The sequence below is a fragment of the Paraburkholderia sp. RL17-381-BIF-C genome (assembly GCF_046026435.1).
Lineage (GTDB): Bacteria > Pseudomonadota > Gammaproteobacteria > Burkholderiales > Burkholderiaceae > Paraburkholderia.
Genome location: NZ_JARESX010000001.1, coordinates 18,739 through 31,017 on the forward strand (window position 1 = coordinate 18,739; position 12,279 = coordinate 31,017).

The 12,279-nt window shown below is 63.2% G+C and carries 11 protein-coding genes; 7 read left to right on the top strand and 4 right to left on the bottom strand.

The window, feature by feature from the left end:
* Positions 1-141: 141 nt before the first annotated feature.
* Entirely contained in the window at positions 142-1,374 is a 1,233-nt protein-coding gene (locus P0D70_RS00080; RefSeq protein WP_408181344.1) for an MFS transporter, read from the bottom strand.
* A gap of 398 nt (positions 1,375-1,772) precedes the next feature.
* On the opposite strand from P0D70_RS00080, the gene P0D70_RS00085 reads away from it, so the two are divergent.
* On the top strand, positions 1,773-2,459 hold the full coding sequence (locus tag P0D70_RS00085) for an orotate phosphoribosyltransferase (RefSeq protein ID WP_007179868.1): 687 nt from the start codon (positions 1,773-1,775) through the stop codon (positions 2,457-2,459).
* Between the two features lie 94 nt (positions 2,460-2,553).
* Here P0D70_RS00085 and P0D70_RS00090 read toward each other — a convergent pair whose 3' ends face one another.
* Positions 2,554-3,243, bottom strand: coding sequence for a response regulator (locus tag P0D70_RS00090; protein WP_091798289.1), 690 nt, complete (start codon positions 3,241-3,243; stop codon positions 2,554-2,556).
* A 265-nt stretch (positions 3,244-3,508) separates the two neighbouring features.
* Between P0D70_RS00090 and P0D70_RS00095 the strand changes: the two genes are divergently transcribed.
* The 6 genes from P0D70_RS00095 (at position 3,509) to P0D70_RS00120 (ending at position 10,338) form a co-directional block, all read left to right on the top strand.
* Positions 3,509-4,111, top strand: coding sequence for a YbhB/YbcL family Raf kinase inhibitor-like protein (locus P0D70_RS00095; protein ID WP_408181348.1), 603 nt, complete (start codon positions 3,509-3,511; stop codon positions 4,109-4,111).
* A gap of 224 nt (positions 4,112-4,335) precedes the next feature.
* The gene (locus P0D70_RS00100; protein WP_091798284.1) at positions 4,336-4,908 is read left to right on the top strand and encodes a flavodoxin family protein; all 573 of its coding nucleotides are present in this window, start codon (positions 4,336-4,338) and stop codon (positions 4,906-4,908) included.
* Positions 4,909-5,092: 184 nt separating this feature from the next.
* Positions 5,093-6,040, top strand: coding sequence for an N-acetyl-gamma-glutamyl-phosphate reductase (argC, locus tag P0D70_RS00105; RefSeq protein ID WP_408181351.1), 948 nt, complete (start codon positions 5,093-5,095; stop codon positions 6,038-6,040).
* A gap of 492 nt (positions 6,041-6,532) precedes the next feature.
* On the top strand, positions 6,533-7,966 hold the full coding sequence (locus P0D70_RS00110; protein WP_408181354.1) for a DUF2957 domain-containing protein: 1,434 nt from the start codon (positions 6,533-6,535) through the stop codon (positions 7,964-7,966).
* A gap of 97 nt (positions 7,967-8,063) precedes the next feature.
* A complete protein-coding gene (locus P0D70_RS00115) occupies positions 8,064-9,308 on the top strand; it encodes a DUF2957 domain-containing protein (RefSeq protein ID WP_408181356.1) in 1,245 nt (414 codons plus the stop codon).
* Between the two features lie 205 nt (positions 9,309-9,513).
* On the top strand, positions 9,514-10,338 hold the full coding sequence (locus P0D70_RS00120) for an OmpW/AlkL family protein (protein WP_408181358.1): 825 nt from the start codon (positions 9,514-9,516) through the stop codon (positions 10,336-10,338).
* Between the two features lie 290 nt (positions 10,339-10,628).
* Here P0D70_RS00120 and P0D70_RS00125 read toward each other — a convergent pair whose 3' ends face one another.
* The gene (locus P0D70_RS00125; protein WP_408181361.1) at positions 10,629-11,264 is read right to left on the bottom strand and encodes a LysE family translocator; all 636 of its coding nucleotides are present in this window, start codon (positions 11,262-11,264) and stop codon (positions 10,629-10,631) included.
* A gap of 74 nt (positions 11,265-11,338) precedes the next feature.
* Entirely contained in the window at positions 11,339-12,208 is an 870-nt protein-coding gene (locus P0D70_RS00130) for an NAD(P)-dependent oxidoreductase (RefSeq protein WP_408181363.1), read from the bottom strand.
* Positions 12,209-12,279: the final 71 nt, after the last annotated feature.

Here is a 12,279-nt window from a genome sequence, read left to right on the forward strand (position 1 = left end):
TGTACACCCCGAAAGCGTCGATGGACTGAGTGGTTAACGCTGCTCGCCATCCGCGAAACAACGGACTGCCATGCTGCAGCGCCGCATTCGGCGGACTTCTGGCCGCTTGTCATTCGCAGGTCATACGCGAGCTGTTCGCGCTCATTCGAGCTCGGCGCCGCGTCGCTCGGGAATCAGGAAAAGCGTCGCGAAGATGTCGAGCAAATAGATCGACGCGAGAAGAGCGAGCGCCGCAGCAAACGAGTAGCGCGCGGCCAAAGCGCCCACGGCCACCGGCCCGAAACCGCCTACCGCACGGCCGAGATTGAACAGCACATTCTGGGCAGTGGCTCGCGCATCGGTCGGGTAGAGTTCGGAGATCAACGCACCGTAACCGCCGATCATGCCGTTGACGAACACGCCCATCGCCGCGCCGCCGATCAGAAGCGCCACCGGCGTGCTCAGGTGCGCGTAGACGAAGACCATTACCACCGCACCCGCCTGGTAGAACAGAAAGGTCGGCTTGCGGCCAAAGCGGTCGGCGGCGATGCCGAACAGCCAGATGCCGCACGCCATGCCCAGAACCGTCACGGCGGTCCACAGCCCGGATTTGGTCAGCGAGTAGCCGAAGGTTTTCGACAGATAGCTCGGCAGCCAGATCATCAGACCGTAATAGCCGAAGTTCTGCACCGAACAGAGAATCGCCACACCGAGGCTGGCGCGCGTGGTGCGGCCATCGGTCACCAGCAGTTTCAGCGGCAGCTTGCGCCTGCCGCGCGCCGCGCGCTCCGTGAAAAGCGCCGGCTCTTCGACGCGGCGCCGCACAAAGAACGACACCACGGCCGGCAGCAGCCCGAGCGCGAACATGCCGCGCCAGCCGATCAGCGGCAACAGCAGCGGCGTCAGCAAGGCTGCCGCCAGCACACCGAGTTGCCATCCCAGCCCGACATAGGACGACACGCGTGCTCGCTGCGACGCCGGCCAGGCTTCGGCCACCAGCGTCATGCCGATGCCGAACTCGCCGCCGAGCCCGATCCCGGCGATAGTCCGATAGATCAGCAGGTCGGTGTAGCCCTGCGCCAACGCGCACAAGCCGGTGAAGACGGCGAAGATCAGGATGGTCCATGTCAGCATGCGCACGCGGCCGAAATAGTCGCTCAACACGCCGAAGATCACACCACCCGCCACCGCGCCGATCAGCGTCCACGTGACGAGCGAGCCGCCTTGCGCGGTGTTCAGATGCAGATCGGCGGCGATCACCGGCAGCATAAAGCCGAGGATCAGCAGATCGAAGCCGTCCATCGCGTAACCGAGTACCGAGGCGATCAGCGCACGGCCGGCGTAGCCTTCCCTCGCGGATGCGCGGGTCTCGGTGGCGGAAGGAGCGACATTCATTGAAAGCATTCCGTAGGTCAGATAGGCAACGGCGGCGGCGACGGCGGCAAGCACCCGATAAATTCGCGTGAGTGTAAAGGCGCCCCAGGCGGCTCACAAGCGAACCAAAAAGCGCGAGCGGATCGGGCCTGCCGGCGCGTCCCTTCAGCGCACGCCGAGCCGGCGCAGCGCGGCCGTTATCGCCGTCATCCGCAGCAGGCAGGCGAGACGGCCTCCTCGGGAGGACTCATTTCGGGTAAAATATCGGCCTGCGCGCGTAGCAAAATCCGGCCCGCACTCCGCTGACCGGCTGCGTATTTGCCTATCAAGGCGCCGCCCAACATGGTGCGGCATACCTCGCTTGCTGCGCCACCGGGCTCCGCGCCCGCTTCTCCCCGCTCACACCCAAGGATCCGCCCATGACAGGCTTCGATCGCCAGACGATCTCCGACACGACCGCCAAGATGCTGCTGGAAGTACAGGCAGTGCACTTCAACGCGGAGAAACCGTACATTTTCACGTCCGGCTGGGCGAGCCCGGTTTATATCGACTGCCGCAAGCTGATCTCGTACCCGCGCGTGCGCCGCGGCCTGATGGAAATGGCCGAGACCACGATTCTGCGCGACGTCGGCTATGAGCAGATCGACGCCGTCGCCGGTGGCGAAACCGCGGGCATCCCGTTCGCGGCATGGCTCTCCGATCGCCTGATGGTGCCGATGCAATACGTGCGCAAGAAGCCGAAGGGTTTCGGCCGTAACGCGCAGATCGAAGGCCTGCTGACCGAAGGTCAACGCGTGCTGCTGGTCGAAGACCTGACCACGGACAGCCGCAGCAAAATCAACTTCATCAACGCGCTGCGCACCGCCGGCGCGACGGTGAACCACTGCTTCGTGCTGTTCCACTACAACATCTTCAAGGAAAGCGTGTCGGTGCTGAAAGACATCGACGTCGATCTGCACGCGCTCGCCACGTGGTGGGACGTGTTGCGCGTCGCGAAGGAAAACAAGTACTTCGACACCAAGACGCTCGACGAAGTGGAGAAATTCCTGCACGCACCGGCTGAATGGTCTGCTGCACACGGTGGCGCGACCTCGACGCCGCAATAAGCCTCGCCACCTGACGCGGATTGAATAAAAAAGGGCGCCTGTCTTATCGACAGGCGCCCTTTTTCTATTTTTGCCTCAGCAAAAGCAAACGAACTTAAGACGTTCCACCGGGCTCTTCCGCCGAATGCGACGACAGATTCAGCAAGCCATTGCTCTGCGCGTACTGGAACAATTCGGAATCCCGCTCAATGCCGAGTTTGCGCATGGCGGTGTTCTTCTGTGTACTGATCGTCTTGATGCTGCGGTTGAGTTGCTCGGAGATTTCCTTGATCGTCATGCCGGACACGAACAGACGCACCACCTCCAGCTCACGTTTGGACAGCATGACTTCGTCGTTCTTGCCGCCGGCATTCATGCGCAGCGCATCTAACGAAGCCTTGACCGACGGGCTCATGTACTCGAGGTTCCGGCTCACATGCTGCACCGCGAGCCCAATGTGGCTCAGATCGTCCGACTTGTTGACGACCGAGGTGACGCCGAGTTCGCTCAGCCGCTTCAGCAACGCGGCATTCTCCAGCATCGTCAGGACGACGATGGGAAGGTTGGGGAAATTGCGGCGCAGATAGCCAATCAACGGCAAGCCGTCGCCATACTGGCCACCCGGCATGGCCAGATCCGTGACGAGCACGTCGCAAGCCATGGTTTGCAGCACCTTGATCAATTCGGTTGACTGCCGCGCACGCGCGACCACTTGCAGACCAGGAAACTTGAGCAAAGCCTGCTCGGCCCCGAACAGAATAACCGGGTGGTCGTCAGCGACCACGACCCTGACAGGATCTTGCATTGCCCTCCCCTCGACAGATAAAACACTCTCCAGAACTTCTGACATGCCTTTGTTTTCTATTTCGTAAACGGATGAGGACGCGGCCTGCGTTCGCGCGGACAATTCCTCCGACTATAGCCGATTCTCGCCCGTATATTCCACCGGACTGCGCAACAATGGTGCGTAGCAGAGCTAATGTTAGACTTGGACCGACCTTGGGGCACAAAATAGGGACAATAACTTTCGCGAGCGCTACCGCCTCGCGCCCTCACTGGAGAACCGGCACATGCACTCGCGTTGCCTGGTCGTTTCGAATGCTTCACCGTTGCGCCGTTCGCCGCTTTTTCCCTGCGCTATGCTCGGGCTCGCGCTATGGGTGGCGCACGTGCCATACGCCTTCGCCGAGGGGGCGTTTGCGTTGACTAGCGCCAGCTTCCGGGCGGGCGGCACCGTGGAAGCCGCTCAGGTTTTCAATCAGGACGACTGCAAAGGCGGCAACCGCTCGCCACAACTTTCCTGGCACGACGCTCCGCCCGGCACGCGCAGCTTCGCGGTCACCATGTTCGATCAGGATGCGCCAGGCCGCGGATGGTGGCATTGGTCAGTTGCGGGCATTCCGGCTACGGTCGGCAGCTTGCCGGAGAATGCGAGTTCTTCCGGGTTCCTCAGCAAACTGGGCGCGGTCGAAGCGCGCAACGATTTCGATACCGACGGCTACGGCGGTCCGTGTCCGCCGCCCGGCAAACCGCATCGCTACATCATCACCGTTTATGCGCTCAGCAGCGCCGACCTGCGCCTCGCGCAAGGCCGCCCCGCGCTGATGTTCGACCACGAGATCAGCACCACCACACTTGGCAGTGCTCGGCTCGTGGTCAATTACGGTCGCTAGACTCGCGCCTTGCAGCGCGCGCAAGCCAGGCGCACGAGCGTCGGCCGGAGCCTCGCTTGGCGCACGGCTTGCGTCGTATTGCCGCCCGCGCCGAAATTCTGTCATTCGCGCACGCTAATGTGCAGCACGACGGTACGCGTCATGCTTGCCGGGGCAGCGCCGACACCACTGCGCACCATTGCCGTGCCTCACCCATCCTCGTTCATTTTGCTGGAGAATGTTACATGTCGAAGATCGTCATCGTTTATCACAGCGGCTACGGCCACACGAAGAAAGTCGCCGAGGCCGTGCTGGCGGGCGCCCTCGAAGCCGGCGCGGACGGGAAATTGCTGCCGGTCGGCGAGATCGACGAGGCGGCCTGGGCCGAACTCGCCGCGGCCGACGCCATCATCTTCGGCGCGCCGACCTACATGGGCGGCCCTTCCGCCGACTTCAAGAAGTTCGCCGACGCGAGCTCGAAACCATGGTTCGGACAGACGTGGAAGGACAAGATCGCGGCCGGCTTCACCAACTCCGCGACCATGAACGGCGACAAGTTCTCGACGATCCAGTACTTCGTCACGCTGGCCATGCAGCACGGCATGATCTGGGCGGGCACCGGCATGATGCCGTCCAACACCAAGGCGGCGACCCGCAACGACCTGAACTATGTAGGCGGCTCGACCGGCCTGCTCACGCAGTCACCGGCCGATGCGTCGCCGGAAGAAGCACCGCCCGCCGGCGACCTGGAAACGGCGCGGATGTTCGGCGCACGGGTGGCCGGCGTCACGGCACGCTGGATCGCCGCCGCCCGCTGACGCACGGATTGCCGCGATCCGGCCGGCATCGGCTGGCATCTGCCGCACAACGGGTCACGCCGATGTCACGTTCGGCGTGCATCGTCGTTTTTTCACCCCTTTTGCACGTCGGCCGCCATCAGGTCTTAAAATAACGTTCCGGCGCGGTGTCGCGCCCTGTTTCCAGCAAGCCAGTGAGATCGAGATGAGCACGAAAGTTTTTGTCGACGGACAGGAAGGTACGACCGGCCTGAAGATTTTCGAATACCTGTCGCAACGCGCCGACGTTGAGATCCTGCGTATCGAAGAAGCGAAGCGCAAAGACCTCGACGAGCGCCGTCGTCTCATCAATGCGTCCGACGTCACGTTCCTGTGCCTGCCCGACGTCGCATCGCGCGAATCCGCTTCGCTGGTCGAGAACGATCGCACCGTGCTGATCGATGCCAGCACCGCGTTCCGTACTTCCGCCGACTGGGCTTACGGCCTGCCCGAGCTGGCGCGCTCGCAGCGCGAGCGTCTGCGCACGGCGAAACGCATTGCGGTGCCGGGATGCCATGCGTCGGCGTTCGTGCTCGCCATGCGTCCGCTGGTCGAAGCAGGCGTGGTGGCGCCCGAGTTCGCCGCGCATGCTTACTCGATCACCGGCTACAGCGGCGGCGGCAAGAAAATGATTGCCGACTACGAAGCCGGCGGCAACGACAAGCTCAAGAGCCCGCGTCCGTACGCGCTTGGTCTGACTCACAAGCATCTGCCGGAAATGGCTGCGCATACGGGCCTGAAATCGGCGCCGGTCTTTACGCCGATCGTCGGCGACTTCTACAAGGGTCTCGCGGTCACCACCTTCTTCTCGCCAAACCAGCTGGCGAAGAAGGCCACACCGCAAGACGTGCAGGCGCTGTTTGCCGAGTACTACGCGGGCGAGACCTTCGTGCACGTTGCGCCGTTCGACGCGGAAGCAAACCTCGACAGCGGCTTCTTCGACGTGCAGGCGAACAACGAAACCAACCGCGTCGACCTGTTCGTGTTCGGCAACGAAGAACGCTTCGTGACCGTCGCGCGTCTGGACAACCTGGGCAAGGGCGCGTCGGGCGCGGCGATCCAGTGCATGAACCTCGCGATCGGCGCCAGCGAAGACAGCGGCTTGAAACGCTGATCAACCCTGCGCTACCGGCGGCAATGCGCCGTCGAGTCACAAAAAAGGCCGGTCCACCAGGATCGGCCTTTCTGTTTTAAATCCCGCCGATTTCAATTCCATTTCCCGCAGTTAATCGGTAGTAGCCCGCATTACTTAAAAAATAAAAATCCGATTACCTGAGAAACTGCCGGTAATTCATTCCTGAGAACCACGCCCACAGCATAGTTTTCCGCATAGGGAAACTCCGGATTTTTTCGCGAACGGTCGTTCGAAGATCATAGAGCCATTTTGCTGTAACGCTTGCCTGGCAAGGCAGTGCGGCGAAGCAACGATGTCATCCCCAAGCCGAAAAAACATTTTTTGTTTAAAAGGGCCGCCAGTGTCCACGCGGTGCGCGTCCTCGAAAAGGAACGCTGTTTGAATCAGTCTTTTTAGACGGCTCATTCAATTGACAGCCATTATCCGCACAGCGAAATTAGCTCGCACAATTACATGAAGGGAGACAGCAGCATGTCGCACGCCATTACTCGAGGCTTGGCGATGGCCATTGCCACGGCCCCATTCCTGATCGCCTGCGGTGGCGGCAAGGCCGACAATCCAGGCCCGGTCAACCCCGCGCAATGCTCAGGCGCGAGTTGCGGCGTGCAAGGTCCGCCGACCTCGAGCGCCGGTGCGACTGCGTTGTGTCCCGCCACGGCCGACATCGTCAAGAGCACGTTCCTCGGCGGAGCGGGTAGCGGCGAAGTCGTGCAACTCAATATCGACGCGACAGCGATGACCTACTCGCTGAAGTGGCTCAAGTCGCCGATCCCGCTGACCAGCGCCGACGTCACCATCACGCGCGAAGGCACACAGATTACCGGTGCAGTGATCCATCCTCCAACCGGCATGCTGCCGACCGCGGAGCAAACCCGCTGTGCTTTCATTCTCGGCAAAGGCACCGGCACCGCGCCCGCGAACGGCACGACCTACACGACGCCCGACTTCGTCAACAACCCGAACCCGCCGATGATTCTGGTCGGCCAGGGCGTGGCCGGCGGCGGCATTCCGGGCGCGACCGTCGAGTACGACGGCCTGACCATCATTCCCGGCATCATCGATCACGTCGGCGCGGTACCGAACCGACACTTCGACTTCTACCCGTTCCTCGGATTTGCCAGCACGACCGCCGATATCACCAAGCTGGCCGGCACCTACAACGGTCTCCTGTATCACCTCGTGCCGTCCGGCTCGTACGCGGCGACCGCCACCAACACCGTCGAAACCTTCGACGCGGCCGGCAACTGCACGGGCTCGAATCCGGCCAACGCGGCATTTACGCCGAGCGCGAGCGGCTGCCTGACGACGGGCACGGCGTGGACCGCCAATGCCAGCGGCTACTTCGACAGCCAGAATGCGCCGCAGATCGGCACTCAGCTCAAGCTGCCGCCACTGAACCAGCCGAGCGGCGTGTCGGCTCAGGCGCACATGATCCTCGGCCAGATCAACGGCGCAACGGTGCCGCTCGTCATTCGCACGGGCTCTGTCAACCTCGGCACCGCGGTATTGCTGCACTCCGACGCCAAGGTCGACGACGAATCCGGCATCGCGATGCTGGCCGCGGCTACACCGCTTGCGTCCGGCGGCTTCGACGGCGGCTACGTAGGTGCCGACTCCAACTTCAAGTACACCGCCGCATTGATCCAGGGCGGCGTCGGCACCTTCATCAACCCGTCGACTTCGGCGGCGGAAGACGGCTTCGGTCTGGGCTACGGCCTGCCGAGTCCCGGACTGGTCGGTGTCCAGCAGGCCAACGGCCAAAAAGGCCTCGCGATCGCTTCGGGCGGCCTCTATGCGATCGAGATTCAAGGGACCGTCAATGGCGGCGTAGCGCCGACGTCGCAACTCAACGGGACGGCTTCGAGCGCACCTTACTTCGGTATCGGCGCGCAAATCAGCAAGTAAGTCGCAACGGACCGGCAGTTCGCAGTACGAGACATAAATAAATCAGGTGGCTGGACTGGGAGCCGGCCACACACAACGAGAAAATTCTGGAGGCGGTATGAAATGGAGAATCCTTTCGGTGCTCGCTCTTGCTGCACCGTTGCTGGGGGCGTGTGGTGGCGGCGGCGGCGGTGACGGGCCCGTGACGGAAGTCAGGCTGTGCCCTGCGTCGCTGGACTACGGCACGGTATTCACGGGCGGCGGCGGTGACGGCGAGCTGGTCAAGCTGCAACTCGACACGACCAAGATGACCTGGCAGATCAGTTACATCGAGTCGCCGATTCCGGCAACCACCGGCACTGTCGTCCCAACGCGCGCAGGGCAGTCAGCCAGCGGCACGCTCACCCAGGAAACCCTGCTGCCGACCAACAAGCTCAACCAGTGCGCATTCCGCCTGAACGGCGCGAGTCTCGACCCGAATCGTCCGGCGCGGATTTTCGTCGGCGAAGGCGTGGCGGGCGGCACGATCCCGGGCGCGGAAATTTCGTTCGGCGGGATTCTCGGCGTAGGCGCCGTGCCGGATACCAAGTTCCCGTACTACCCGTTCATCGGCTTCTCTTCGATTGAAACGAATCTGGCGAACGTGGCCGGCACGTACAACCAGCTCGGCTATCACCAGGTACCGTCGCAAAACTTCGCGCCGGTCGCGGTCGATTCGAAGATCACGATCAATGCGGACGGCACGTGGACCGAGTGTGACAATTCCGGCATCAACGCCGGCAAGTGTCAGCAACCCGGCGGCAACTTCGCGCAGTCGGCGGACGGCAGCGGCGCGTTCCAGACCAACAACTTCCTTGGCCAGGCGAAGCCCACCCTCGCGACGACCCCGGAAGCGCGCGGCTACATGATCGTCGGCAAGCTGCGTAACCAGTTAGTGCCGATTCTGGTGCGAACGGGCGCGGCGAACTCGTCGGTGACCGTGCCGCAAAACGGCGCGCTCGGGCCTTACGCCGACGACGAGTCGGGCATCTCGATTCTGGCGCCGCGAAGCGCGATCACGGTGAACTCGCAAAACGGCGAGTACATCGGCGTGGATAGCCAGTTCGACTACCGCACCACCGCGCTCGAAGGCACCGAGGCCACGCTGCTCGATCCGTTCAACGCATCGCAGGCATCGCTCGCGACGGCGCTGAATCTGGACTTCACGCAAGCCGTGCCGGGCGTGGTAACGACGACGCGAGTGGGCGCCTCGACCGGCACCACGCCGACCGGAAAGATGATCTTCACGGGCGGGGTGTTCGGCTACCTCGATCTGACCAACGCGGCTTCGCCGTATTTCACGATCGGCGCCTTCGTCCAGTAATGGGCGCCGCACGCGCCGCCACTTTGCAACGTGGCGTTCGCGTCCCGGCTGCCGCATGGCGTCACAGCGGCGTCACAGCGGCGTCACAGCGGCGTCACAGCGCGGCAGCCGGCGCCCACCGAATAAGCAGCGCACCGGCGCGGTCGCGGACCTGCCGTCGCTTGCCGCGCGCGATCAGCTTCACGCGCGCCTCAGGAGGAACAACATGAAAAGAATCTGTTTCGCGTTAATGGCCGCCTGCCTGTCAGCCGGCGCGCACGCCCAACATGCGGGCGACAACGTCGCGGTACTCGGCTGGTTTCACGTGATGCCGCAGGATTCGAGCACGCCGCTCACCACCAACGTCGCGCCGACGCCGATCAACACGCCGCTGCGCCTGCCAAGCTCGTTCACTTCGGCCGGTACGGGTTTGTCGACCGGCAGCGCCGATACCGTCGGCCTGGTGTTCAGCCATTACCTCACCGATCACATTGCCGTGACGACCGTGGCCGGTGTGCCGCCGGTGTTCAAGATCTATGGGCACGGCGTCATCAAACCGCCGGGACCGGCAGGCGCGCTCGGTCAACAGGATCTGGGCGATCCGCAGGCCAATCCGATCGTGAAGAGCGTGCGCCAGTGGAGCCCGGCGCTGCTGTTCCAGTACTACTTCAACGAGCCGACGGCGAAGTTCCGCCCGTTTGTCGGCGTGGGTGTGTCGTACAACTGGTTCTCGGACATTCAGTTGAGCCAGAACTTCGTCCAGTCGACGCAGAACAACCTCGGCGCGGTACTGGCGGCCGGTGCGGGCAAGCCGGGGCAGACGCAGGTGTCGGCGAAGGCGTCGTCGTCGTGGGCGCCGGTGTTCAACGCGGGGCTCGCGTACAACATCACGGATCACTGGGGGCTCGTGGCGTCGGTCACCTACATCCCGCTGAAGACGACCTCGTCGGTCATCATCAAGGCGGCGGATGGCACGGAGCTGGGGGTCTCGAAGGCGGACTTGAGCGCCGATCCGATCATTTCTTTCCTCGCCGTCTCGTACAAGTTCTGAGTTCCGTGCCGACGCAACAAAGCCGGCGGCCCTGCGCAAGGGCCAGCCGGCTTGTGTTTTTCGGGGATGCCTCGAACCGAGGGCAAAAAATTCAGGGCAAAAAAAAGCCCGCCTAATTGGGCGGGCTGAATCCATATCAGAGGAGACATGGAGGAGACAAGACAGAATATAGCAAATGCTTTGGTGCGGCGCAACATGCAAATTAGGGTAGACCCTCAACGTTGCAAAAATGCAACAGCCTCCCAGGTGTCTTGTGCTTCCACCGTTGTCGAAGGCGCTGCCCCGTCCGCTCAGTGGCGAACCAGCGCCATCATCGTGCCGAATCCGACGAACACGCCGCCGGTCAGCCGATTGAACATCCTGGCGACGCTGCGGCTCTTCAATCTCGCGCCAATGCGCGTGCCAAACCCCGCGTACACCAGATACCAGCTCACCTCGATCACGGCAAAAGTCGCCACGAGCACACCAAATTGCGGCAGCTTGGGCTGAGCGGCGTCGATGAATTGCGGCAACAGCGCCGCGGCAAACAGAATCGCCTTCGGATTGCTGCCCGCGACGAGGAACCCGTTGCGGAACAGCGCGAGGCGCGAACGCGCGGGCCTGGCGGCCAGTTCGTCGGCGTTGCCGGCGGCGGCTTCGTCGGCCGGCGCGCGCCATGCCTTGATGCCGAGATACACGAGGTAGGCCGCGCCGATCATCCGCAGCGCGTTGAACATGGCCGGCCAGGCTTCGAGAAACACGCCAAGCCCCGCCGCCGATACCGCCAGCATCAGCACCAGCGCCGACAGGCAGCCCGCCATGGTGGCGCTGGAGCGGCGCAAGCCGTGCTGGGCGCCGTGCGTCATCACGAGCAGCATGTTCGGACCGGGAATCGCGGAAACGACAAAGACAGTGGCGACGAACAACCACCAAGTATGCAGGCTCATGGGAATCACGGCGAAATAGGATCGGGCGCCTATTATGCCCGCCCGCGCCCGTCACCACCGCATGTCAGTGCCTCTTAGCGCCCTGCTCGCCGTGCGGCGACCTGGCCCAGCACGGCGAAATCCTTCTCGCCGTCGCCGTGAGCCACCGCTTCGATCAGACTGTCACGCACTACGCTGGCGATCGGCAGCGGCGTCGTCACGGCCTCCGCCGCGGCCAGCGCCAGACGCATGTCCTTCAGGCCAAGACGCGCCTTGAACAGTGCCGGCTCGTAGCGCTGCTCCGCGATCAGCTTGCCGTAGCCCGCATAGACCGGGCCCGGAAACAGGCCACTCGTAATCACGTCGAGGAAATCCTGCATGGCCAGACCATGCCCGGTCACCAGAGTGGCCGCTTCGCCGAGCGTCTCGACCGCCGCGCCCAGCATGAAGTTAGCCGCGAGCTTCATGACATTCGCCTGCTGCGGCAGCGAACCGATGCGCCAGGTCTTCTGGCCGATGACGTCGAAAATCGGCTGAACACGGTCGATCGACTCCGCCGGTCCGCCCGCCACGATGGTCAGCTTGCCCGCCGCAGCGACATCGGGCCGGCCCAACACCGGCGCGGCCACGTAGTGAACGCCGCGCGATGCGTGCGCCGTCGCCAGTTCCTCGGCCAGCGCGACCGAGATCGTCGCCATGTTCACGTGAATCAGTCCACGCGGAGCATGTTCCAGCAGGGCGGCGGTGATGACCTCGCGCAACGCGCTATCGTCGGCGAGCATCGAGAACACGGCGTCGCCCGCAAACGCTTCGGCCGGCGTCGCGACGATCCGCGCGCCTGCATCGACGAGCGGCTGCGCACGTTCCGGCGAGCGATTCCACACGCGCACCTGATGACCGGCTTTCAAAATGTTTGCAACCATCGCGGCGCCCATCTCGCCGAGACCGATAAAACCGATGTCCATCTGTCGCTCCGTCTTCTAAAGAACTGGAAGTAAAGCACACCCATGCGACACGTGCAGGACAGCACGCAATG

Excerpts from the sequence above, each read along its gene's own strand:
- P0D70_RS00080 (WP_408181344.1), bottom strand. The coding sequence starts at position 1,374 with ATGAATGTCGCTCCTTCCGCCACCGAGACCCGCGCATCCGCGAGGGAA.
- P0D70_RS00095 (WP_408181348.1), top strand. The coding sequence starts at position 3,509 with ATGCACTCGCGTTGCCTGGTCGTTTCGAATGCTTCACCGTTGCGCCGT.
- argC (WP_408181351.1), top strand. The coding sequence starts at position 5,093 with ATGAGCACGAAAGTTTTTGTCGACGGACAGGAAGGTACGACCGGCCTG.
- P0D70_RS00090 (WP_091798289.1), bottom strand. The coding sequence starts at position 3,243 with ATGCAAGATCCTGTCAGGGTCGTGGTCGCTGACGACCACCCGGTTATT.
- P0D70_RS00125 (WP_408181361.1), bottom strand. The coding sequence starts at position 11,264 with ATGAGCCTGCATACTTGGTGGTTGTTCGTCGCCACTGTCTTTGTCGTT.
- P0D70_RS00110 (WP_408181354.1), top strand. The coding sequence starts at position 6,533 with ATGTCGCACGCCATTACTCGAGGCTTGGCGATGGCCATTGCCACGGCC.
- P0D70_RS00100 (WP_091798284.1), top strand. The coding sequence starts at position 4,336 with ATGTCGAAGATCGTCATCGTTTATCACAGCGGCTACGGCCACACGAAG.
- P0D70_RS00085 (WP_007179868.1), top strand. The coding sequence starts at position 1,773 with ATGACAGGCTTCGATCGCCAGACGATCTCCGACACGACCGCCAAGATG.
- P0D70_RS00130 (WP_408181363.1), bottom strand. The coding sequence starts at position 12,208 with ATGGACATCGGTTTTATCGGTCTCGGCGAGATGGGCGCCGCGATGGTT.
- P0D70_RS00115 (WP_408181356.1), top strand. The coding sequence starts at position 8,064 with ATGAAATGGAGAATCCTTTCGGTGCTCGCTCTTGCTGCACCGTTGCTG.
- P0D70_RS00120 (WP_408181358.1), top strand. The coding sequence starts at position 9,514 with ATGAAAAGAATCTGTTTCGCGTTAATGGCCGCCTGCCTGTCAGCCGGC.